We start from the raw sequence: 23925 nt of genomic DNA, 5'->3' as shown, positions 1-23925 counted from the left end.
ACTTAGATAATACGGTGTGTGGCAAGTAACCGCTGGCAACTATTTATGTTCGATAAAGAAAATTTTAATATTCAAGAAACTTTTAAGTTAGCAATAAAAAAACATTTAAACAAGAACTTTAAAGAGGCAAAAAAAATTTATAGCGAAATATTAAAAGTAAAACCAGATCATGCAAATGCGTTGAATAATTTAGGTGAGATATTTAGAATAGAAGGAGAAACAAAGAAAGCACAAATATGTTACGAAAAGGCAATAAATGTTAATCCCAACTCAGCAAGCTTTTATAATAACCTAGGTTTAGTATACAAAAGTAATAAAGATAAAATTAAAGCAATAGATTTATTTATTAAGTCAATCAAAATAGATCCTAATTTTGCAAACCCTAACTATAACCTTGGATTAATTTATAAAGAATTAGGTGATTACAAAAATGCTAAAGTTTTTTATGAGAAAGTAATTAAAATTAATTCAAATCATGCTGATACTTATAATAATCTTGCAATTATAAATGAAGAATTAGGTGAGACTCAAAATGCAAAAAAAAATTACAACAAAGCAATAGAAATTAATCCAAAGCATATAAATGCACTGTGGAATTCTCATATTTTAGCTTTTGATATAGATGAGGCATTATCAATTCTAAGAAAAATAAATGAAATTGATAAGCAAAAAATTGAATCAAGAATCATGATTGGTGCTCTTGAGGGTTACAAGGGAAATTTTGAATTATATAATAACCTTTTAAACTCAGAACATTCTGATCATCCCTATATGAGATCAATAAAATGGATTTTTTCATTATCAAAATTGCCTAAAATTTTCTTCAACCGATGGAGTTTTTTTGATGAAATGATTTCTTTATCTGATAACTCAAAACCCTTTTATGAATTTGGAGTATGGAATGGTGTGTCTTTTAAATATTTAATAAAGACTTTTAAGAAAGGGTTCGGGTTTGATACTTTTACTGGAATTCCAGAAACTTGGCACAACGAACCTGTGGGTAATTATTCAAATTTTGGAGTAGTTCCTAATATTGAGGGTGGAGAATTTATAGTAGGCAAATTTGAGGATACGCTTCCGAATTTTTTTTTAGAAAAACGTCCAATAGCTTCATTAATCAATTTTGATGCCGATTTATACTCTTCAACTATATGTGCTCTTAACTTTTCAAAAGAAGTAATTGATGAAAAAACAATTTTAATTTTTGATGAATTTATAATGAATAATAATTGGGAAAAAGATGAATACAAAGCTTTAAATGAATTTTGTAATAATTTTGGTTTTAATTACGAAGTGGTAGCTTTTTCACTTTCTACAAAACAAGTGGCAGTAAAAATTAAAAAAATTAATATAAATCAAAGTTAATACATTTTAAGCCATTGAATATTTATAATTACATTTTATAAACAAATATAAAATTTAAATGTCTAAAATATTTGATTTGTTCATAATAGGTGGTGGTATAAACGGAGCTGGTATAGCTAGAGATGCTGCGGGAAGAGGTTTGTCTGTTTGTTTGGCTGACAAAGGCGAGATAGGTGGGGCGACATCATCTTGGTCCACAAAATTAATTCATGGTGGTCTTCGTTATCTAGAAAACTATGAATTCAAATTAGTAAGAGAGTCTCTAAAGGAAAGAGAAATTGTGTATAAGATTGCAAAACCTATCTCAAAACCTATGCCATTTATTATCCCATATGTTGATAAAATTAGACCTGCATGGTTAATTAAAATTGGTTTATTTTTATATGACAACTTGGGTGGAAAAAGCAATATACCAAAATCTAAAACATTAAATCTTAGAAAAAATTTTCCAAATATTCTTCAAGAAAAATATAAAATTGGTTTTCAATATTTTGATATTCAAATTGATGATAAAGAATTAACAAAGTTAAATATTAAAGATGCAAAAAGAAATAAAGCTAAAATACTAGAATACAACAAAGTTAAAAAAGCTGAAATTATTGATAACAAATGGATAATACATCTTCAAAATGGAAAAAAAATAGCATCTAAAGTTTTAATTAATGCATCTGGTCCATGGATAAACGAAACTTTAAAAAAAAATATTAAGTTAAAGTCTAATAAAAAAATAAGATTAGTTAAAGGAAGTCATATTATTACAAAAAAATTATATAAAGATGATGTGGCTTTTACATTTCAAAATAATGATAAAAGAATAATATTTGTGATACCTTATAAAAAAAAATTTTCATTAATTGGAACTACAGAGGTTGAAGTTAAATCGCCAGAAAATAAAGAGATATCAAAAATAGAAATTAAATATTTAATTAATTCAGTAAATAATTATTTAAAAAAAAAGATTAGTACAAAAGATATAGTTGACACCTATTCTGGGATCAGACCTCTAATTGAGGATTTTAATACAGCCACAAAAGTAACAAGAGATTATGTATTTGATTTAAATATCATAAAAGATTTACCTCTTTTAAATATATACGGAGGTAAACTAACTACTTACAGAAAATTATCTGAAAAAGTTTTATTAGATTTAAAAGAATATTTGCCTAATACGAAAAAAGGGCCATGGACTGATAAAAAGAAGCTTTTATAATTAGATCTTATCAATAAATTTTCCATATTCCCTGGAACCTTTAATTATGCTAGAGTTTACCCTGTTAAAGACAGATACATAACTCGTCGTTAAAAAATAAGTTTGTTTACGAAAGTGGGATCGATCGTCTTAAATTTAATTATTTAGGAGGTTTGAATGAAATTTGGATATTTTTGCAATACGACTAATTGGAGTCATAAACCATACAATCAATTATTAGACGAGGTAAAAGAAATTACCACTTATTGTGATCAAAATAATTGGAACTCAATTTGGTATACTGAACATCATTTTAATCATGAGGGAATGGAGTCTTGCACAAATCCCCTAATGATGGGAGTTGATGCGGCAGCAAGAACAAAACAAATTAGAATTGGACAAGCTTGTAATGTAATTACATTTCACAACCCTATCCGACTAGCAGAAGATATTGCTTTACTTGATCAATTATCAAATGGAAGAGTTGATGTTGGAATTGGTCGAGGAATTTACGGAAGAGAAGCTATTAATATGAATAAAGAGGCTGATCTTAAAGACCAAGCAAAAAACTTTAGATTGTTTGACGAAAGTTTAACCATAATGAAAAAAGCTTGGACTGAAGAATTTTTTAGTCATCAAGGTGAGTTTTATACCTACCCTTCTCCAAATTTTATATGGCAACATGACATGAGCCCTCCTAGTGATAAATTTTTAGATACAAAAACAAATGAAATTAAAAAAATAAGTATTGTTCCTAAACCAAAACAAAAACCTCATCCACCAATATGGCAAGTTGTTGATGGTGCAAGATCAATTGAATGGGCAGCGCAAAATGGATTAAATACCATTATGTGGATCCCGACAGTTAAAGCATTAAAGAAGAGATTTGAAATTTATCAAGAAGCAAAATCTAAAGCAGAGAATAGAGATGTTCCTTTAGGTGAGGGCATATCGTTAGTTAGGGATATGTTTGTTGCAGAGACTATGGAAGAAGCAGAAAAAATGGCTGGTGAACATATTATTAATTATATGAAGTGGGTATGTCATTGGAGAGGTTTGGGAAATCATATGGATCCAGGTGAAGAATTACCTGAGACTAAACATAAATTGGATTTATTAAATTATGATTTTCTTCACAAAAGAAATTTATTATTTGGAACTCCTGAATATGTTGTTAATAAAATTAATGAACTTAAATCAGAGTTAAACCTTCAAAATTTACAAGTATGGTCTAATTTTCCTGGTATAGATCATGAGGCTTGTATGAGAAGTATAAAACTGTTTAATGATGAAGTGATACAAAAAATAAATTTAAATGAAGGCGATGTAGAGAAAGCTAGTTAATGAAACTTGAATTAAGAAAATTTACAAAGTTTGTGGACAAAACTTTTATAGAAGGTGGCAAGGAAGCAAAAGAACCTGTCTTGCTAGTATCAGTTGCAGCTGTTTTTAAAAATCCATGGGCTGATCAAGGTTTTGTTGAAGATTTAAAACCAATTATTTTAGATCTTGCTCCAAAGTTAGGAGATATTCTGGTTCCAGAATTGATAAAAGAAATTGGTTCACCTGATAAAATTTTAGCATATGGTAAAGCTGGAACTGTTGGTCTTAGTGGAGAAATTGAACATGCATCAGCATTTATTCACACTTTAAGATTTGGAAATAAATTTAGGGATGCAGTTGGTGGAACTTCTTATCTAAGTTTTACAAACACAAGAGGACCAGCAGGATCTAAAATATCTATTCCAATGATGCATAAAACAGACTCGGGCTTAAGACCTTATTATTTAACACATGAATTCACTATTCATGATGCTCCATTTGATGATGAGATTGTGATTGCTATAGGTGGAGCCTCATCAGGCAGAGCTCATGCGAGAACTGGTGACCGTTATCAGGACATGAAGGAAATGGGACTAGATCCCAAATAAATGTCACAAGGCTTTGACCTTAAGGGTAGTTATTATTCCTATATAAGTAAAAAAACAATTCCATCAGTTTTTATTCATGGAGTTGGGCTTGATCATCAAATGTGGAAACCTCAAATAAATTCATTAAATGAGTTTTCAACATTAACTTATGATTTATTGGGACATGGAAAATCTGAATTAAAAAATAATGAAGTAACTTTAAATGATTTTTCTAATCAACTTAAATCACTATTAGATTTTTTGAACATTAAAAAAATCAATCTCATTGGTTTTTCTTTAGGATCGTTAATCGCTTTAGATTTTACTCTAAAATTTAAAGAATATTTAGATACATTAACTTTAATGGGAACAACTTATCAAAGAACTGATGAGGAGAGATCAAAAGTTTTAGATAGATTTGAACAGGCTAAATTAAATAAACCCATATCAAGACAAGCATTAAAAAGATGGTTTACTGATAAATATTTAGATGAAAATCCTGAAATTTATAGTCAGTTCATGAATATTTTAAATAAAAACCCAAAAGATCATGATAATTTTTTAAAAGCTTATAAGTTATTTGCAAACCATAGAGATGATATTGAGTTAATTAAAAAAATTGAAACCAAAACGCTCATTATGACAGGATCAGATGACCCAGGGTCAACCGTTGCAATGTCTGAATCTTTGTCGAAAGTCCTAGTAAACTCTAAATTTGTTGAAGTAAAAAATGGAAAACATCTTTGTAGTATCGAGTGTGCAGATGATGTAAATATAAATCTTAAGAATTTTATTTATAATTAAATGTCTGAAATAAAAAATTTTAAAATGTATATTAATGGGGAATGGGTTGAATCTTCATCAGGTAAAAAGATTGAGACTTTAAATCCAGAAACCAATAAAGTGTGGGCTACTGTACCAGAGGCTAGTGAGGTTGATGTTGATAAAGCAGTCAAAGCTGCCCAAGATGCTTTTAATGGTTCTTGGTCCAACCTTCATCCAAAAGAAAGAGCAAAATTTTTAAGAAACATTGCTGATCAATTAAGAACTAATGCTGAGCATTTAGGTAAAATAGAAACAATAGATACTGGAAAATTATTTAAAGAAATAAAAACTCAAGCTAGCTATATTGCTGAATACTATGATTATTATGCAGGATTAGCTGATAAAGTTGAAGGAACAGTTGTGCCTATTGATAAGCCTAATATGCAAGTTACAACAACACGAATTCCTATTGGCGTAATAGCTGCAATAATTCCCTGGAATTCACAAATGCTATTAACTGCTGTGAAGTTAGCACCGGCACTTGCGATGGGAAATACTGTTGTAATCAAAGCCTCAGAATTAGCTCCTGTCACACTTTTAGAATTTGCAAAGTTAATTGAAAGCGCAGGCTTACCCAAAGGTGTAGTTAATGTAATTACTGGATTAGGGGAACCATGTGGTAAAGCTTTAACTACTCATGATCTTGTTGAGAAGATTGCTTTTACTGGAGGTCCTGAAACAGCTCGTCATATTGTAAAAAATTCTGCAGAAAATTTATCTCAAGTAAGTTTAGAATTAGGTGGAAAGAGTCCGGTAGTTTTATTTAATGATGCTGATCAAGAAAATGCTTTAAATGGAATTACTGCAGGTATTTTTGCAGCAAGTGGACAAAGCTGTATTGCTGGATCAAGATTATATATTCAGTCTAAAATTTATGACGAATTTTTAGATAAACTTGTTAAAAAAGCAGAAGGTATAAAATTAGGATCACCTATGGATCCAGATACCCAAATGGGGCCCTTAAATAGCTTTAAACAATTAGAAAATATTGAAAAAAATATCAAAGCTACAGTTGAACAAGGTGGAAAGGTTAGATGTGGAGGAAAGAGATCATCGATTTCAAATGAGGGTTATTATTTTCCTGCAACTATAATTGAATGTGAAAACCATAATTTACCTACAGCAGAAAATGAATTATTTGGTCCTGTTTTATCAGTAATGAAATTTGAAAATGAAGAAGAAGCAATAAATCAAATGAATGATAACCAGTATGGTTTGTCTTCAGGAATTTATACTACCAATCTAGGCAGAGCAATGAGAGTATCAAAAGCTGTTAGGGCTGGGATAGTATTTGTAAATACATACAGATTGATATCACCATCAGCACCATTTGGAGGAATTAAAGATAGTGGTTACGGCAAGGAGGCTGGTATAGAGTCTATTAAAGAATACACACGAATAAAAACTACTTGGTTTAATTCATCTGAAGATCCTATGGATGACCCATTTACAATGGGATAATAGATTGCCTTTAAAGCATTTACTCATTTTACTATTTATTGCAATTGCTTACGGAAGTGCATTTCCAGTTACAAAATTAGCATTAAACAATTCAGTCCCCCCTATCCTTATGGCTTCACTAAGAATGGGAATTGTATTAATTATATTAATTCCATACTGGCGATTTAAAATACCAGAAAGAAAATATCTAACATCATTGATTGCTTTTTCAATTTCAATGGGAGTAATGGTTTATGTGTTTATGACTTTATCCCTTTATCATTCATCAATTATTTCACCTGTAATTGTTGGCTCACAATTAGCTATACCTTTTGGAGTGTTATTAAGTGGAGTAATGCTGGGTGAAAATATCAGTTCTAAAAAGTGGATTTTAATTTTTTGTGCTTTTTTTGGAATATTAATAATATTCTTTGACCCTGAGTTAGCTAACAATTTTCTAGGTTTATTTTATGCAGGCTTAATGGCATTGTTTTTTGGTTTAGCCCAAGTTTATTCCAGACAATTAAAGAATCTAGATATCAGCTTAACCAATGCGTTTACTGGTTTATTTGGTTTTGTTATATTAATGATCTTATCTTACTTTATTGAAGGTCATACAATCTCTAATATTAAATCAATAAATATTAACACTTGGGTTTTTATATTTTATCAAGCTGTTGTTGTTTCTTTGGGTGCACACCTATTAATGTTCTATCTATATAAATTTTATACTGTTGGACAAATTTTTCCTTCATATTCATTATTCCCTATCTTTGGCATTGGGTTATCTTTCTTAATTTTTAATGAAGTGCCTACGCTTCTTTTTCTTATTGGAAGCTTAATTGTCTTAACTTCTGTATTTTTACTTCATAAAACGAGATAATTTAACCATTGTAAAATAACAATAATCGTAATTTAATTACTTTTTATAAATTGTTAACAATTAAAGAGGAAGATAATGAAAAAACTATTTATTGCTGCATTTATGCTTGTTTCAAGTTTAGGAACAAATGTAATGGCAGACGGACATGCGATCAAGATGGGGATTATTTTAGGATTTACGGGTCCTATTGAATCACTAACACCAGCTATGGCTGGATCTGCAGAACTTGCTTTTAAAGAAGCTTCTGACTCAGGTTCACTATTGGGTGGAAAAAAAATTGAAGTAGTAAGAGCAGACTCAACTTGTGTTGACTCAGCAGCAGCAACGGCAGCAGCTGAAGGTGTTATTTCACAAGGTGTAGCAGCAATTATGGGAGCTGACTGTTCGGGTGTAACGGGTGCGATTGCATCAAATGTTGCTGTACCAAATGGTGTAGTAATGATTTCACCTTCTGCAACTTCACCAGGATTAACAACTCTAGATGACAATGGGTTCTTTTTTAGAACAGCTCCTTCTGATGCTAGAGGTGGACAAATTTTAGCTGACGTAACAAATGATAGAAAAGTTAAAAGTGTAGCTATTACTTATACTAATAATGACTATGGAAAAGGTTTGGCAGATGTTTATAAAGCTGCTGCTGAAGCTCATGGTATTAAAGTTACAGCTGTAACTGCTCACGAAGATGGTAAAGCTGACTACTCATCTGAAGTTGCAACATTAGCTTCTGCTGGTGGTGATGCTATGGCTGTAATCGGTTACCTTGACCAAGGTGGAAAAGGTATGATTCAAGCTGCATTAGACTCAGGTGCTTTTGATACTTTTGTTTTATCAGATGGTATGATTGGGCAATCACTTGTTGATGCATTTGGAAAAGGTTTAAATAAATCTTTTGGAACTATGCCTGGATCAACTGGAAAAGGTGCTGGAGTATTTGCTGAAGTAGCAAAAGCTGGTGGTATTGATTCTTCTGGTCCATACACAGGTGAGTCATACGATGCAGCTGCATTAATAGTTTTAGCAATGCAAGCGGGTAACTCTGCTGACAGAGCATCAATTGCAAAAAATGTAATGGATGTTGCTAACGCTCCTGGAACAAAAATTTATCCAGGTGAACTTAAAAAAGGACTAGATTTATTAGCAAAAGGTAAAAAGATAAATTACGAAGGTGCAACTGGAGTAACTTTTACTAATGTTGGTGAAGCTGAAGGTTCTTTCTTAGAGCAGGAAATTAAAGGTGGAAAATTCAAAACTAAAAAACAAAGATAACTAATATCTTAATTTTAAAGCCCTCAGCATTGAAAATTGCTGGGGGTTTTTTTTATTTAAAAATTATACAATATTCTAAAAATACCAATTACTGAGATGGCTATCAAAAAATAAAAAACTACTTTTCTGTAAGTTTCTTCTCTACTTTTAACAAAAAATTTATTACCAATATAAACACCTAAAGGTAAAATAACTATAAGTGGAATAGATCTATACAAAGTAGTCATATCAACAATTCCTCCAAAATAACTTAAAAAAAATGCATAAGTATCAGTTATAAAAAATAATGCTGCTAAAGAACCCCTTATAAAAATTGGTTGCATACTTGTGATAAGTAAAAATAAAGCTACTGGCAAACCACCCAATGTTGATAATCCATTCAATGCACCAGAAAAAATCCCAGTTAAAATCTTTATAAAATTATTATCAATTTTTTTATTTGAATAACCTTTCATTAAAAGAATTGAAAAAAATATTATAATAATACAAATTAATAAGTGAGTTAAATTTGGGGAAAAAATTTTTAAAAGATAAAGTCCAATTGGTGAGCCAATAGCAATACCTATTAAAATTTGAAACACAAATTTCCAATTAATCTTATTCCAAATATAAGGAACCATAAAAATACTAATTGCCACTTCAAGTATCAGAATAATTGGAACAATTTCTATGGCTGGCAGGATAAACGCCAGTCCTGAAACAGAAGTAGCCGAAAACCCAAAACCATTAAACCCTCTAATTATAGATGCAACTAGTATAATCAAACTTATAAAAAAAAGTTCAAATAGACTGAAGTTTAGATAATCTAATAAAATCATTTTTATTTAGAGCTTTGTTAAAATATTGGTCTTAACTTTATTAATTAAAACATATACTTGTCTGCTATATACATAGCCCAAGCTATTGCGGCACCTAATATAATATATTTCATTTATTGGTTATTTTATTTCTATTTTCTCTGGAAGTATACCTTTAGGTCGATATCTCATTATCAACAACAAACCAAGACCCATCATTAAATATCTAAAATAAGGAACACTTTCTATTAAATGAATTTTTAAAACGTGTGTATCTGCCATTCCAGAAGTGAATAAATTGATTAAAAATAATGCAATCGGTGCAGCTTCTATCCATAAAAACCATACTGCAAATCCACCTAATATTGCTCCAAAGTTGTTACCACTACCACCCACTATTACCATAACCCAAATAAGAAAAGTATACCTCATGGGTCTATAACTTCCTGGTGTGAACAATCCATCTTGAGTAACTAACATAGCTCCAGCTATTCCAACAATTGCCGAACCTAAAATGAAAATTAACAAATGTTGTTTAACAACATTTTTTCCCATTGCATTTGCAGCTTCCTCATTGTCTCTAATTGCTCTCATCATTCTACCCCAAGGAGAGTAAAGAGCTTTTTGAGTTAAAACTAAAAGGACAATCACAACAACTAAAAATAGTCCAGAATAACAAAGTTTAACAAATACTGATGATCCTTCTATAACAAGTTGATTAAGTGCAGCCTGTCGATCTGCTAAATTAGAAATTAAAGCTAATTTTCCAGAATTAAATTTTTCAACTAAATTAATAAACCAATCAGTTGTTTGAAGATCCACTTCGTATGGTGCTGGTCTTTTAAGGCCAATTACATTTTTAACACCTCTTGTTAACCAGTCCTCATGTTTAATTATTGCAATAACAATTTCAGAAATAAGCAATGTTGCAATTGCCAAATAGTCAGCTCTTAAACCTAAGGCAACTTTTCCAACTATAAAAGCTAAACCCGCTGCAAAGAAAGCTCCAACGATCCATGAAAAGATAATTGGTAATCCAAAACCTCCAAGAAATCCTGTTTTAGCAGGGTTAACTGCTTCAATAGCTTCAATCCCTGGTTCAGCAGTTATTCTGATAATTACAATTCCAGCAACTATAATTCCAGCAATTCCATAAGTTCTTAATTTAGATTTTTCAAAATTTTTTAAAATAAATCGAATAGCTAATACCATTACTATAATTAACCATAGGCACATTAATATATCGAAACCTCCTGCACGCCATGCTTCTTGAACAGGATCTACTGATATTAAAACTGCTGCTAATCCACCTAGGGCAGTATATCCCATAATTCCAAAGTTAATTAATCCAGCATAACCCCATTGAATATTGGCACCCATTGTCATCACTGCTGAAATTAAGCACATATTAAATATTGATAAAGCTATGTTCCATGATTGAAAAATTCCAACTAGAATTATCAAACCCATCATGATGCTGTAAGCAGCAATTACATTTAAATTTTTTCTCACAAGACTTTCCCTTTAAATATTCCCGAGGGTCGATACAGCAGTACTATGACTAATATTGAGAACGAAACTGCAAATTTATAATCTGTTGATAAAAGCTGAACCAAACTCTCAGGCTCCATACTCTCAGGTAAAATATACATAAAGAATTTTTTATAAGCATAAGTTAAAAATATTTCTGAAAAAGCAATAACATAACCCCCTAAAAATGCCCCAAATGGGTTTCCTATTCCCCCTACTATTGCAGCAGCAAATATTGGAAGCATGTTATTAAAGTAGGTAAATGGCTTAAAACTTTTATCTAAACCATATAAAACTCCCCCAATTGTTGCTAAAATTCCAGCAATTATCCAGGTAATCATAACAATTCTTTTTGGATCAATTCCAGAAAGCAATGCCAGATCTTCGTTATCAGAATAAGCTTTCATGCTTTTTCCAGTTTTTGTTTTATTTAAAAACCAAAATAATAATGAAACTAAAACAATAGTTACAAATATAGTTAGTACTTGAGTAGACTTTATGGCCAAGCCTTCATTAAGACCAGTCATTTCTTTAAATTCTCCTGCTTTGATAATAAATTTTTGTCCATCAAAAAACCTTTGGTCTGCTGGTCCAATAATAATTCTTACAACTGCTTGAGTTACAAACATAACGCCAATACTTACCATAGCAAGTTGAACTGGAGGACTTTTGTTTACTCTGTAATATCTGAAAACAAACTTATCAATGAAAAGCATGTAGGCAATCATAAACATTATAGCAAATGGAATTGCTACTAGTGCTGTTGGCAAAACTCCCAATGAAAAACCTAGTGATTGCAGATACCACGTAAATAAAATTGTAACCATTGTTCCAAATGACATCATGTCTCCTGTTGCAAAGTTAGCAAATCTTAAAATTCCATAAATTAATGTAACAAAAATTGCACCAAGCGCTAATTGAGAACCATAAGATAGCGCAGGAATAAATATATAATTTAATAAAAGTATAATTGAATTCAGAATATCCATATTATCCACCTAGAAAAGAGCTTCTTACTCTTGGATCATTTAATAATTCTTGACCAGTTCCTGAATAACGATTTTCTCCAGTTACTAAGACATAGCCTCTGTCTGAAATATTTAAAGCTTGTTTAGCATTTTGCTCTACCATTAATATTGCAACATTAGTTCTTTTAACTTTTACTATATGGTCAAATAACTCATCCATTACAATTGGCGAAACGCCTGCTGTTGGTTCATCCAACATTAAAACTGTTGGCTTGATCATTAATGCACGACCAAGAGCCACTTGTTGTCTCTGTCCACCAGATAATTCCCCAACTAATTGATTTCTTTTTTCTTTAAGAATAGGAAATAAATTATAAATTTCATCTATAGTATCTTTGATTTCATCATTAACTAAAAAAGCACCCATTTCTAAATTTTCTTCAACAGTCATTCCTGCAAAAACATTTTTAGTTTGAGGCACAAATGAAATTCCTTTTTTTACTCTGTCTTGAGGGGATAATTTTGAAATATCTTTGCCATCTATAATTACTGATCCAGATTTTAAATTAAGCAAACCAAGCATAGCTTTCATGGCTGTTGATTTGCCAGCCCCATTTGGCCCAAGAATTGAAACAATCTCTCCTTGGTTCACATTCACGGTACAAGAATTAATAATATCTGGCCCATTGCCATATCCGCCTGTCATTTCATTTCCTTCAAAATATGCCATTAATTTTGATCCTTAAGTTTTGAGCCTCTACCAAGGTAACTTTCTATTACTTTTTCATCTTTTTTAGCATCTTCAACTGTTCCCTCAAATAAAACTGAACCTTCTGCCATGACTATTACAGGATCACACAATCTACCAATAAAATCCATATCATGTTCAATCATGCAAAATGTATAACCCTTCTCTTTATTAAGCTTTTCAATAGCTGTTCCAAGATCTTTAAGTAAAGTTCTATTAACACCAGCCCCCACCTCATCAAGTAAAACTAATTTGGCATCTACCATCATGGTTCTACCTAGTTCTAACAGTTTTTTTTGACCTCCTGATAAATTTCCAGCAAGTTCGTTTGTTAAATGACCTAAGTTTAAAAAATCTACAACTTCTTTAGCTTTTTCTTTAACTAATGTTTCTTCCTCTTCAACTAGTTTTGGTTTTAATAATGCAGTCATTAATTTTTCTCCAGATTGATTTCCTGGAACCATCATTAAATTTTCTAATACAGATAAATTTGAAAACTCATGAGCAATTTGAAAAGTTCTAAGTAATCCTTTTGAAAATAATTCATATGACGGAACATCTGTAATATTTTCCTGATCAAAAGTAACTGAGCCACTTGATGATTTTAAATTACCTGCAATTAAGTTGAATAATGTGGTTTTACCAGATCCATTTGGGCCAATAATTCCTGTTATTGTTCCTTTCTTAACTTTTAAAGAACAATCAGACACAGCTGCTAAACCCCCAAAGTATTTAGATAGATTATTAATTTCTAAAATATTTTCTGACATTTTTATTTGCTAAGTCTTTTATGAATACTATTCAATGTTTTGTCTAATGACTTGAAAAATCCAGCTTTAGAAAGTTCTTTAACACCTTGTTCATTAAGGCCTTTTGGGGTTTGTGACTCTTTTACTAAATACTTTAAATCTTTTTTTGAATTTACAACTGCATCTTCTGATAATGCTAAGAATAATGATGTTATATATTTTTGAGCATTATTTCTTTTGACTCCTCTTTTAACTAACCAATTAGTCATACTATTTAATAGTTGATAAAAAGGTGCCATCATTCCTGAGGTAGACCAAAAGTTAATAGATGATTTTTCATTTTTAATTTCAACAGTAGTTCCAATTTTATCAAAGAAAGCTTTTACTTTTTTATCAGGAGGACATATCGGGACTGGCCCTTTTTTTAATGATATTGGTGGCAATGGTATGGCTCTTACAATCTTGGCTTTAACTTTTATTGCTTTTTTTAATTGAGACAAAGTAATTGTAGAAATAAAACTTACTATTGTTTGTTTTGATTTAAATTTTAGATCTTTAATTATTTTCTCACCAACAATAGGTGTAACAGCTAAAAATACCCAATCACATTTATCAACTATTTGCTGATTATCTTTAGCGATAATTATTTTTTTAAATTTTTGTTTTAAACTTCTGGCGATCTTTTTATTTCTTGCAGAGATTATAATTTTATTAAATGAAATTTTAGATGTGCAAATACCAGTAATTACTGAAGATGATATTTTGCCCGTACCTATAAATCCTAAATTCATAAATTTGAATACTTTATATTGATTATATTGAATTAATTAATAAAAAAAGAGCCTCTAATTCTTAGTAATTCTCTACTTAATTCTTCGTTTTCTTTAAAAGGTTTTCTTCCGTGTAACCAAAAGTAATTGTTAGCAATTATTGAAGATCCGACTGGTAATTTAGTTATAGTTTTATTTTTACTTTCTTCTAAAGCATCTGATAATCTTTGTAAAAAATTACCTTGTTCCATATTCTTGGGCTCTGGAAACTGATCTATATAAGAAATATTAGGTTTGCCATTTTCATCTGATGAAAAAACTGGATGTTCTACTTTGTAATCTACATTTTTACTTTTAGGTGAGCCCCAAACGAAATTCTGTTTTCCAACAGGATCATTGTATAAATCATCACAATGTTCCCAATCATCGAGGTGTAACATTGCAGTCTCTCCACCTTCTACATTTTGTTCATCAATTTTGGACATTAACAGCCAATCAGTAACCTCTTTAACATAAGTTCCATCTGTGTGTAGATCCATATTTCTGTATGCTTTTCTTAAATACGAGTCACTTTTATCTTCATGCTTCACAACAAATCTCGCATAATACTTACCAGCCATCGAGTCATGATTGGGTACTCCTATTAAGTGTGCAATAGCAGTAGATAGCTTAACTAAAAATTTATCATTAATTTTTGCTGTAATATTTTTAGGACCAATTACAAAGCAACCTGTAGATCTATCTCTAATGATGGAGTTCATTAATTTGCTTAACTTATTATTTGTTAAATCATCTAAGCTTTTTGCAATAGTGAATCGCGTAAAGGGTCTAAGTTCTAACGCTGTTAAATCAAATTTATTGAAAGGGAATATTAGTTTTTCAATAATTTCATTTTCAAGATCAATATTAATTATTCTTTTTGAATTAGTATGTTCTGAAATTGTTAAACCAGAAATTTTTTCCATTATAAGTACTCGCTTAATAATGCCATCATGATAGCAGAAATTACAGTCGGATAAACAAAATTTCTTTTAGATATAAAAAAAATAAATAAGCAAAACAATACCACTGTTGCTCTACTTAAATAGCTTGCATCAGATAATACTCCTACAGGAAAAATAATTGTTCTAGCTATCAAGGCTGCTAAAGTTGAATAGGCCAAACAATTAAACCATCTAAATAATTTCGAAGTTTCTTTTATTCCTTCTGATGAAATCACACCTAGCAATCTTGAAGAAAAAGTTGCAAGTGAAGTGACTAAGATTGCAAGAACTACACTAGTTAACATTAAGTTCTCCTACAAAATAAGCAATGGTTCCACCAACAACACCACCAAGTAAAATTGACCATTCTGGAGATAAAAAATAAAATATTGGCCCCAGCAGCAAACCTAATATTACTGACGCACCTATTTGGATAGTTTTCATTGCACCTACCATCATACATAAAAAATAAATTGGATTTAAAATCGCTAAACCCATCATCATATTTTTATCCAAATAATCTGATGCAAAAAATCCAATAAATGTACCTACTACAGCGGTAGTCCATGTTGCACAGCCAATTCCAATCCAAAAGTCTATTCTGTGTTTTTTTTCAATGTCTTTATAATTACTTTTCATTATTAGCCATGCTGACACTGCAATGAAATGACATGAGAAGTAATACTTCCACTTTGGTTGACTTTTGTGCATCATTAATGGAAATAAAGAAACAGCCATTGGATATAATCGAGCATTAACAAACCAAACAGCTAGAAAAATATTTAATAACGAAGCACCAACTAATAATGACTCAGCCATAACTAGTGATCCAGGTAAAGCATAAGTCAACATGGTTGAAAAAATACTTTCTTGAATATTAAACCCTAAATTTTTAAGTAAAGCTCCAATTGCTATGAAGCAGCAACCAAGTGCAAGTGCTGGACTGTCGGGTTTTATAATAGATTTAAAGCCTCTAAAGAAAAAATCTTTATTAATCATTAGCCTCCAAGGAATAATCTACCAACATCAGGATTATTTAACAAGTCATCCCCTTTGCCAGCAATAGCAGTTTGCCCTGATACTAAAACGTATCCAATGTCAGCAAACTCTAATCCCTTTTTAGCATTTTGTTCCACTAATATGATTGTTTTTTTTTCTGTTATCTGCAGGTCTCTTAAAATTTCAAAAACCATATCAATATATCTTGGCTCCAGTCCAATTGAAGGCTCATCAACTAATAAAACAGATGGTTTCATTACGAGTGCTCTTGAAATTTCCAGTAATCTTCTTTCACCACCAGATAAAACTTTTGCTGGTTGGTTTCTTCTGTTTCTTAATCGTTCATATTTTTCAAAAATTCTTTCTGCTTCTTGATAAGATTCATCTGTATTTTCTTTTATATAACCACCCATCAATAAATTCTCTTCCACTGTCATGTCTGGAAAAACAGAATTGTCTTGCAAGATATAGGCGATACCACATGACTTTAATTTTTCTGCTGGAGTTAAGTTTGTAATTTCTTTTCCATCAATTTCTATTTGTCCTGAAAAAATATTTGTAAAACCATAAATTGAATGAAGGATTGTAGATTTTCCCGCACCATTTGGTCCAATCAAACATAAAGATTGAGCTTTACTAACTCGTAAATCAAAATCATGAAGAATTTCCATTTTTCCATAACCAGCAGATAGCTTATTAATAGTTACATGATTATTATCAGGAGATAATTTTTGTAACTCCTCTACACCTGGTGCTTTTCCTAATACATCATATTGATTAGACATTATTGGGCCCCCAAGTAAGCATCTAACACACGCTTATCATTTCTAATCTCTTCAGGTGTTCCATCAGCTAACATTTGACCATGGGCTAAACAGAAAACTTTTTGAGCTAAATTCATAATCACTTTCATATTGTGTTCAATAACCAATAAAGTAATTCCATATTCTTTATTTACTTTGATCAAACGATCAATAATTCCATTTATTAATGTTGGATTAATTCCTGCTGTTGGCTCATCTAATAAAAGCATTTTAGGCTCATTCATTAGTGCCATTGCAAGTTCTAATAATTTTTGCTGACCAAAAGAAAGGTCTCCTGCTCTAAGCTTTCTTTTTTGGTGAAGACCAACAAATTTCAATAAAGTTTCAGCTTTATCAGTTAAATCAGATGGTATTTTTTGAAATACAGTAAGAATTCCATCATTTTCAGGTTTATGGCTAATTAACATATTTTCAATACAGTTTAATTTTCCATAGATTCTTGTTTGTTGAAAAGTTCTTAACAATCCCAATTTTGCAACGACTGGTACAGGTAATTCAGAAACTTCTGTTCCATCAAATTTAATTGAACCCTTGTCAATTGGATAGGTTCCAACAATAGAATTAAATAGTGTTGTTTTTCCTGATCCATTTGGTCCAATTAATCCAACAATTGATCCTTGTTCAACAGACATTGAAATATCAACATTAGCTTTTACACCACCAAAAGATTTACTAACTCCTGTTACATCCAATATAGACATTATTTTAATTCTACCTGCGCCTTTCGATCTGCTTCATCAATTGTTTCACCAAATTTTTCTGGGTATTTTTCTCTTAACCATCCCATTATTCCCTCAGGAAAGTAAACAACGATTACTACAATTAAAACTCCTAAAGCAACATACTGCCAACCCAAAAAGTATGTCCAAAAACCTTCTTTAAATAAATGAAAAACAGTTGCGCCAACAAGTGGTCCCCATAAAGTTCCTTTTCCACCAAGTATTGCCATTAATACCATGAACACTCCAAAAGTTGGTCCAGCAAATGCTATTTCTGTCGGCTCAATATAACCATTGATATGACCCATTAGTCCACCAGCTATTCCAACAAAAAATGCTGAGACCATCCAACCAATAATTTTATATCTCATTGTATGAATTCCCATTGCTTCTGCTTTGTCTTCATTATCTCTTATTGCATTTAGAACTAATCCAAACCTTGTACTGTATGCCCACTTTAAAGTAATAAAAGTTACAACCACTAAAGCAAAACTTAAGTAATATAAAAATTGTGATGAAGACTCGTTAGAACCAAATCCTTTTGGCCAAACAGGAACAGTCATACCTTGACCAGCTCCAATGATTTCTATTCCTCCAGCTATTTCTCCAGCAGCAATTCCTAATGCTAACGTGCAAATAGCAAAATAGTGACCTCTTAAACCTAAAATTCCATAACCTATAACTCCAGCTATAATCATTGGGATTATTCCTGATAAAATTATACCCACACCAAAACCTTGAAAGAATTGTGGAATTGTGTGAACAAAAGTTTTTTCTCCACCAGCGTCTGTCCATTCAGCTAATGAGAAAAACATTGTTATTTGTGTACTGGATGCAACATACATTCCAATACCAAAGAATAGTATATTACCAAATGTGTTATATCCCATTTGACCACCTTGAACATCCCACGTCATTGCTAGTACGATTAGAATATAAAGAAATGATAACTGAAGCTTATAAGCGGGAAAAATAAATGCTCCAATTAATCCAAAAATTAATAATCCCAGATATAAAAAAGTATTTTTATTCATCATTTTAAATACTCTCTTTTTCTTGATAATTTAAATCTTCTATAAACCAATATGATTACTAATAACGAAAATACTGCTGCTATTCTAAATTCTGTTCCAAGCAGGTAATCTGCCCACTCTTCAAATACTCCTAGTCCCATTCCAGATATTGCTACTGCTGGTAAATTTCCTAATCCAGCAATAATTACAATCATAAAAGATCTGACGGTATAAGGTAATCCCGTATAAGGATGAAGCGTAAATGTAATTGCTATACACGCACCCGCTATTCCACATAAAGCTGCGTTAATTCCAAAAGTTGCTGCATAAACTTTTTCAGTATCAACACCTAAAATCTTTGCTGCTCTTGCATTTTGTGCTGTTGCTCTAATTGCACGGCCTAATTTAGATTTTCTCATATAAACAACAAGAATAATTGCTGATATTACGCAAACTGCACCTGAAAATATTTTAGCATTAGGAATTGTAACCATATTATCAAACAACATGGTTGTTCCAAAATTTGACTGAGCAACCACAACATCTGCACCAAATGCAAAGTTCATTAACTGTTGTGCTAGAATACTTATTCCAAATGTTGCAAGTATTGATGTAAATAAATCTTTATCTACTACTTTGTTAATAACAAGTTTGTACATTCCCCAACCAACACAATACATAATAATTGGTGACACAATTATTCCAAAGGCTGGGTGTATTCCAGAAAGATACATAAAGTAAGCAATGTAACCACCCATGATTACTAATTCCCCTTGAGCAATATTAATTATATTCATTACTCCCCATTGCAATGCCATTCCATAAGCAATTAATGCAAACAAAATACCTAATAGTATTCCGTCCATTGACGCTTGAACCATTAACATCGGTGCTTGGAAAATTAGAAAATCCATAAATTTTTAAAGTGTTTTATTTAAAAATGCCCCCTATTACTAGGGAGCATTTTGCATATTAGATATTATCTTTTAGACCAAGATGGAATTGGGTGTACTAACTCAGCAGATGCCCATTTTGTAGGAGCAACAACTTTGTTTTCACATTTACTTCCATCATCGTTACATGATACTTGGAAAAGTACCATTGGCTTAGATACGTTTTGACCACCTTCAGCAAATTTTATGTTTCCATAAAAAGTTTGCATATCAGTTGCAGCTAAAGCATCTCTTACTTTTTTAGTATCAAAAGAATTTGCTCTTTCAAACGCATCCTTGAAAACTAATAAAGCAGCTGATGATTCAGCAGCTTGGTATGGAGGCTCATATCCAAACTTAGCATTAAAGTCTCCAGCATATTTCATACCACCACCAAAGAACTTGTCTTTGTATGATAGAGATTTATGCCATTGAGAAGCACAAAGCGCATACTCAGAAGCTTTACCATGTTGTTTAGATAATTTAGCAGCATCACAGTGAGTCATTGCTAACATTGGTACGTCAACTTTCATTTCTGAAATTTGTCTAACCGCTGTTAAAGCACCTTTAGTGTGACCTGAAACTACAAGAACATCTGGTTTAACTGCTTTTACTTTAGATAAAGTAGCAGCCATATCATTTAACTCTTTTGGTAACTTGTCATCAATAATGATTTTTGACTTTGTTCTTTTTGCAGCATCTACGATACCTAATCTCACGTCTTGTGAAAAAGCATCTTGTTCAAACGCCATTGCAATCTTAACTGGCTTGCCGCCATTTTTTTCAACTGCAAGGTCAATTGCTACATCAAGATATAAGTTTGCTGGTGCAAGCACTGCAAATAAATATTTATAACCTTTAGTAAATAACGATCTTGATGCACCGTTAGCTTCTACCATAGGTATTCCATATTTTTCAGTTACAGGTGCCATAGCTTTAGTTAAACCTGAGCTATATGGACCAAGCATGAACTGAACACCATCTTGTTTAATTAATCTTTCTGCAAGTTGAGCTGCTCTACCAGAGTTTGACTCATCATCGTAATAAATGATTTCAAACTTGTAAGATTTTCCACCAACTGTAACTCCACCCATGCTATTAATTCTCTCAACAGCTAAATTGTAACCGTTTTGAGTATGAACACCATTTGATGAATATTTTCCAGTTAATGAAACAGCTGCACCTAAAACAATTTTATCCCCAACAACCTTCGCGAAAGATACTGTTGAAGCTGAAATTAAAAGTGCAATTGCAGAAACTAATGTAATAATTATATTTCTGATTTTCATTTTATTTCCTTTATTTAATTTAAATTAAAAAACTTATTAAAACCCCTAATTAGATGACAAACAAGCAGGTAATAACAGGTTGCGACTTAATATTTCTGCATAAATACAATAATCATGGCGATAATAACTAAAACGCACGCTGAAATTGTATTTATAACTTTAGGATTAGCTTTTATCCAAACAATTAATTTTCTAGCAAGCACAGCGTAAGCCATTAAAGATAAAAAATCTAAAACAATATAAGTTGAGATTAAAATAAAGAATTGAACAACATAATTTCCATTAAAGTCAATAAATTGTGGAAATATTAATGGAAAGAACATCCATGCCTTTGGACTTGTTCCTGCAACTAAAAAACCATCTCTAAAAAAAGAAAATAAACTTTTTGATGAAATGTTATCTGAACTTACATCTTTAGGTTTTGATTTATAAAGATCATAAGCAAGATATAAAATATAAGTTACTCCAACCCATTTAAAAATATTTAAAAAATTTGGATTATCCGAAAAAAAAGAACCTATTACAAAAATTACTAACGTTGCTTGAATAAAGTTTGCAGTAATATCTCCTAAAGCTGTCCAAATACATTTTTGAATTCCATAATTCATAGAATATGAAATGATGATAATTCTAGGTGTTCCTGGGGTTATAAATAAAAACAATATTATTTGTAAAAATAGGAAATAATTTAAGGGGTACATTTTAAGAAAGATAGTCCAAAAAAACCGGGAGCTAAAGATGGCTAAGATGGACTATCAGAACCAATAATATCATGCTCTAAAAAAAATGCATTAATCATTTTTTTCAAATATAAAGGATTTATGAAAAAAAAAGGTCACACCCCCATAACTAGAGTCAAAAATCCAGAGCCAAATGTGAATGACCCAGATTGGATCATTTGGGCCGCCTGGGCAGATCGGATCACTTTTGAGGAAATAGAGAAAAAGACTGGTAAGACAGAATCTGAAGTTATTAAGATTATGCGAAGATCTGTAAAACCTACCTCCTTTAGATTATGGAGAAAAAGAGTAAATCAAAAAAGTATAAAACATAGAAAAAAATTTGAATATTCTAGAAAAGAAATTACTAGTAAAATAAAAAAGAATGATTATTTATAAACTATGAAAAATGTAACAATCTATACAGGACCACTTTGTAATTACTGTGAGGCAGCTAAGAAATTATTAACTAGAAATAACGTTGAATATAAAGAAATTAATATTGCAACAGTTGAAGGTGCTATGGACGAAATGATTACAAAAGCTAATGGTAAAAGAACTATTCCACAAATTTTTTTTAATGAGCAGCACATGGGTGGATACGATGATGTTAGAGCTTTAGAAAAAGAGAACAAGTTACAAGAACTTCTTAAATAATTAATTCCAATTCTCTAAAGCAAGTTGTTTTTAACTAATAAACTTAAATCTTCTAATTTTACTCTTATCAACAAAAAATTTATTTTGGCTTAAAAACCAAACAAACACCGTTGTTACAGTATCTTTTACCTGTTGGATTTGGCCCATCTTCAAAAATATGACCATGATGACCACCACATTTTTTACAATGGTACTCCGTTCTTGCATAACCTAACAGATTATCAGTTTTAGTTTCAAATACATCAGGGAGTGATTGATAGAAAGATGGCCAACCAGAACCACTTTCATATTTAGTATTTGAGTCAAATAATTTTTCTCCACAGTTAGCACAATGAAAACTTCCCTCTCTTTTTTCATGATTTAGCTCACTGGTACCAGCCATTTCTGTACCTTCTTCAAATAAAACTAATTTTTGCTCAGCAGTTAAATCTGGATTAATTTTTTTTGTCATAAACTAAAGTAATTTAGCACAAGATTGATGTAATACAGAATGTAATTCTACCAATTTGGTAAAATCTTTATTATATCCTCCACCTAAAACACCGCAGATAGGAATTTTTTTTGAAGAAAAATTTTCAATTACTAATTCATCCCTTTGCTTTATGCCTTCATCAGAAATTTTCAATTTTCCCAACCGGTCATTAAAATGAATATCAACACCTGCTATATAAAAAACAAAGTCAAAGTTTTCATTATTGAGTTCATTTAAATAAAATTTAAGTGTCTTTATATAAGCATCATCTTCTAGATTATCTTCAAGTTCAACATCTAGATCACTTATTGCTTTTTTTGCAGGATAATTTGTTTTTGAATGCATACTAAAAGTAAAGACATGTCTATTATCCTTAAAAATTTCTGAGTTCCCATTTCCTTGATGAACATCTAAATCAACAATTAAAATTCTATTAGCAAACCCTCTATCGAGTAAATAATGAGCAGCAACTGCAACATCATTAAATACACAATAACCAGCACCACCATTATAATTTGCATGATGGCTGCCTCCTGCAGTGTTGCAAGCAACTCCATAATTTAATGCAAGTTTTGAGGCTAAAACAGTGCCACCTGTTGCAACTAAAGATCTTTGAACCACACTATCAACTAGAGGAAAACCAATTTTTTTAATTCCATTTTTGTCTAAAGTTTTATTTTTTATATTATTTATATAATTTGCTGAATGAGCTCTATTTAAAGTGTCAAAAGAACAGGCAGTAGGATTATAGAAATTTTTTACAACCTTTTGATTAAGTAGATGCTTGGCAAGTTCACCAAATTTATTAATTGGAAATTTGTGATCATCTCCAATTTTAGCAACATAGTCTTTATGATTAACTACTGGTAGCTCCATTA

The 23925-nt window shown here is 31.1% G+C and carries 27 protein-coding genes; 10 read left to right on the top strand and 17 right to left on the bottom strand.

The genetic code is table 11. The features are described 5' to 3' along the window. Positions 1-45: 45 nt before the first annotated feature. The 8 genes from ACIJYC_RS01450 (at position 46) to ACIJYC_RS01415 (ending at position 8878) form a co-directional block, all read left to right on the top strand. Complete coding sequence (locus ACIJYC_RS01450) at positions 46-1365, top strand: protein arginine N-methyltransferase (RefSeq protein ID WP_435166984.1); 1320 nt, start codon at positions 46-48, stop codon at positions 1363-1365. 58 nt (positions 1366-1423) lie between these two features. Further along, positions 1424-2575 carry a glycerol-3-phosphate dehydrogenase gene (glpD, locus tag ACIJYC_RS01445; protein ID WP_435166982.1) on the top strand — a complete coding sequence of 384 codons (1152 nt, stop codon included), beginning with the start codon at positions 1424-1426 and terminating at the stop codon, positions 2573-2575. Between the two features lie 156 nt (positions 2576-2731). Then, on the top strand, positions 2732-3898 hold the full coding sequence (locus tag ACIJYC_RS01440) for an LLM class flavin-dependent oxidoreductase (RefSeq protein ID WP_435166980.1): 1167 nt from the start codon (positions 2732-2734) through the stop codon (positions 3896-3898). After that, on the top strand, positions 3898-4485 hold the full coding sequence (locus ACIJYC_RS01435; RefSeq protein ID WP_435166978.1) for an amino acid synthesis family protein: 588 nt from the start codon (positions 3898-3900) through the stop codon (positions 4483-4485). Before ACIJYC_RS01440 ends, ACIJYC_RS01435 begins: the two co-directional genes overlap by 1 nt. Beyond that, positions 4486-5268, top strand: a complete 783-nt coding sequence (locus ACIJYC_RS01430) for an alpha/beta fold hydrolase (protein WP_435166976.1) — start codon at positions 4486-4488, stop codon at positions 5266-5268. Next, positions 5269-6750: an aldehyde dehydrogenase gene (locus ACIJYC_RS01425; RefSeq protein ID WP_435166974.1), complete on the top strand. Its 1482-nt coding sequence runs from the start codon at positions 5269-5271 to the stop codon at positions 6748-6750. After that, on the top strand, positions 6728-7612 hold the full coding sequence (locus ACIJYC_RS01420) for a DMT family transporter (protein ID WP_435166972.1): 885 nt from the start codon (positions 6728-6730) through the stop codon (positions 7610-7612). Before ACIJYC_RS01425 ends, ACIJYC_RS01420 begins: the two co-directional genes overlap by 23 nt. A gap of 75 nt (positions 7613-7687) precedes the next feature. Next, positions 7688-8878, top strand: coding sequence for an ABC transporter substrate-binding protein (locus ACIJYC_RS01415; protein WP_435166970.1), 1191 nt, complete (start codon positions 7688-7690; stop codon positions 8876-8878). Between the two features lie 56 nt (positions 8879-8934). Here ACIJYC_RS01415 and ACIJYC_RS01410 read toward each other — a convergent pair whose 3' ends face one another. From ACIJYC_RS01410 to ACIJYC_RS01340, 15 genes are all read right to left on the bottom strand, one after another. Further along, positions 8935-9696 (bottom strand): sulfite exporter TauE/SafE family protein, encoded by a 762-nt coding sequence (locus tag ACIJYC_RS01410; protein WP_435166968.1) that lies wholly within the window; start codon positions 9694-9696, stop codon positions 8935-8937. Positions 9697-9816: 120 nt separating this feature from the next. Then, a complete protein-coding gene (locus ACIJYC_RS01405; RefSeq protein WP_435168071.1) occupies positions 9817-11148 on the bottom strand; it encodes a branched-chain amino acid ABC transporter permease in 1332 nt (443 codons plus the stop codon). A 35-nt stretch (positions 11149-11183) separates the two neighbouring features. Then, positions 11184-12194, bottom strand: a complete 1011-nt coding sequence (locus tag ACIJYC_RS01400; RefSeq protein ID WP_435086468.1) for a branched-chain amino acid ABC transporter permease — start codon at positions 12192-12194, stop codon at positions 11184-11186. A 1-nt stretch (position 12195) separates the two neighbouring features. Further along, positions 12196-12903, bottom strand: coding sequence for an ABC transporter ATP-binding protein (locus tag ACIJYC_RS01395; RefSeq protein ID WP_435088672.1), 708 nt, complete (start codon positions 12901-12903; stop codon positions 12196-12198). Further along, entirely contained in the window at positions 12903-13691 is a 789-nt protein-coding gene (locus ACIJYC_RS01390; protein ID WP_435166966.1) for an ABC transporter ATP-binding protein, read from the bottom strand. Before ACIJYC_RS01390 ends, ACIJYC_RS01395 begins: the two co-directional genes overlap by 1 nt. A gap of 2 nt (positions 13692-13693) precedes the next feature. Next, positions 13694-14461 (bottom strand): pyrroline-5-carboxylate reductase, encoded by a 768-nt coding sequence (locus ACIJYC_RS01385; RefSeq protein ID WP_435088670.1) that lies wholly within the window; start codon positions 14459-14461, stop codon positions 13694-13696. A 32-nt stretch (positions 14462-14493) separates the two neighbouring features. Next, entirely contained in the window at positions 14494-15405 is a 912-nt protein-coding gene (glaH, locus tag ACIJYC_RS01380; RefSeq protein WP_435088669.1) for a glutarate dioxygenase GlaH, read from the bottom strand. Beyond that, the gene (locus tag ACIJYC_RS01375; protein WP_435166964.1) at positions 15405-15728 is read right to left on the bottom strand and encodes an AzlD domain-containing protein; all 324 of its coding nucleotides are present in this window, start codon (positions 15726-15728) and stop codon (positions 15405-15407) included. Before ACIJYC_RS01375 ends, glaH begins: the two co-directional genes overlap by 1 nt. After that, complete coding sequence (locus tag ACIJYC_RS01370; RefSeq protein WP_435097624.1) at positions 15718-16422, bottom strand: AzlC family ABC transporter permease; 705 nt, start codon at positions 16420-16422, stop codon at positions 15718-15720. The genes ACIJYC_RS01375 and ACIJYC_RS01370 overlap by 11 nt, the downstream gene beginning before the upstream one ends. Then, a complete protein-coding gene (locus ACIJYC_RS01365) occupies positions 16422-17207 on the bottom strand; it encodes an ABC transporter ATP-binding protein (protein WP_435088666.1) in 786 nt (261 codons plus the stop codon). Before ACIJYC_RS01365 ends, ACIJYC_RS01370 begins: the two co-directional genes overlap by 1 nt. Continuing rightward, a complete protein-coding gene (locus ACIJYC_RS01360) occupies positions 17207-17947 on the bottom strand; it encodes an ABC transporter ATP-binding protein (RefSeq protein WP_435088665.1) in 741 nt (246 codons plus the stop codon). The genes ACIJYC_RS01365 and ACIJYC_RS01360 overlap by 1 nt, the downstream gene beginning before the upstream one ends. Then, positions 17947-18999 carry a branched-chain amino acid ABC transporter permease gene (locus ACIJYC_RS01355; RefSeq protein ID WP_435166961.1) on the bottom strand — a complete coding sequence of 351 codons (1053 nt, stop codon included), beginning with the start codon at positions 18997-18999 and terminating at the stop codon, positions 17947-17949. Before ACIJYC_RS01355 ends, ACIJYC_RS01360 begins: the two co-directional genes overlap by 1 nt. After that, positions 18999-19892, bottom strand: a complete 894-nt coding sequence (locus tag ACIJYC_RS01350) for a branched-chain amino acid ABC transporter permease (RefSeq protein WP_435097615.1) — start codon at positions 19890-19892, stop codon at positions 18999-19001. Before ACIJYC_RS01350 ends, ACIJYC_RS01355 begins: the two co-directional genes overlap by 1 nt. A gap of 65 nt (positions 19893-19957) precedes the next feature. Continuing rightward, positions 19958-21199, bottom strand: a complete 1242-nt coding sequence (locus ACIJYC_RS01345) for an amino acid ABC transporter substrate-binding protein (protein ID WP_435097612.1) — start codon at positions 21197-21199, stop codon at positions 19958-19960. 86 nt (positions 21200-21285) lie between these two features. Next, positions 21286-21861: a LysE family translocator gene (locus tag ACIJYC_RS01340; protein WP_435166959.1), complete on the bottom strand. Its 576-nt coding sequence runs from the start codon at positions 21859-21861 to the stop codon at positions 21286-21288. A gap of 159 nt (positions 21862-22020) precedes the next feature. Between ACIJYC_RS01340 and ACIJYC_RS01335 the strand changes: the two genes are divergently transcribed. Both ACIJYC_RS01335 and grxC read left to right on the top strand, forming a co-directional pair. Then, positions 22021-22317, top strand: a complete 297-nt coding sequence (locus ACIJYC_RS01335; protein ID WP_435166956.1) for a TIGR03643 family protein — start codon at positions 22021-22023, stop codon at positions 22315-22317. Between the two features lie 3 nt (positions 22318-22320). Then, positions 22321-22575 (top strand): glutaredoxin 3, encoded by a 255-nt coding sequence (gene grxC, locus ACIJYC_RS01330; protein WP_435166953.1) that lies wholly within the window; start codon positions 22321-22323, stop codon positions 22573-22575. 79 nt (positions 22576-22654) lie between these two features. Here the strand turns inward: grxC and msrB are convergent, their stop codons facing one another. Together msrB and ACIJYC_RS01320 are read right to left on the bottom strand one after the other, a co-directional pair. Then, on the bottom strand, positions 22655-23026 hold the full coding sequence (gene msrB, locus ACIJYC_RS01325; protein ID WP_435166950.1) for a peptide-methionine (R)-S-oxide reductase MsrB: 372 nt from the start codon (positions 23024-23026) through the stop codon (positions 22655-22657). Positions 23027-23029: 3 nt separating this feature from the next. Continuing rightward, entirely contained in the window at positions 23030-23923 is an 894-nt protein-coding gene (locus ACIJYC_RS01320; RefSeq protein ID WP_435166948.1) for a histone deacetylase family protein, read from the bottom strand. Between the last annotated feature and the right edge of the window lie 2 nt (positions 23924-23925).

Source organism: Candidatus Pelagibacter bacterium nBUS_28, from assembly GCF_051200915.1.
In the GTDB taxonomy this organism is placed as follows: domain Bacteria; phylum Pseudomonadota; class Alphaproteobacteria; order Pelagibacterales; family Pelagibacteraceae; genus Pelagibacter.
The sequence above is the reverse complement of the archived record's forward strand: the minus strand, read 5'-3'. Positions and strand labels throughout refer to the sequence as shown.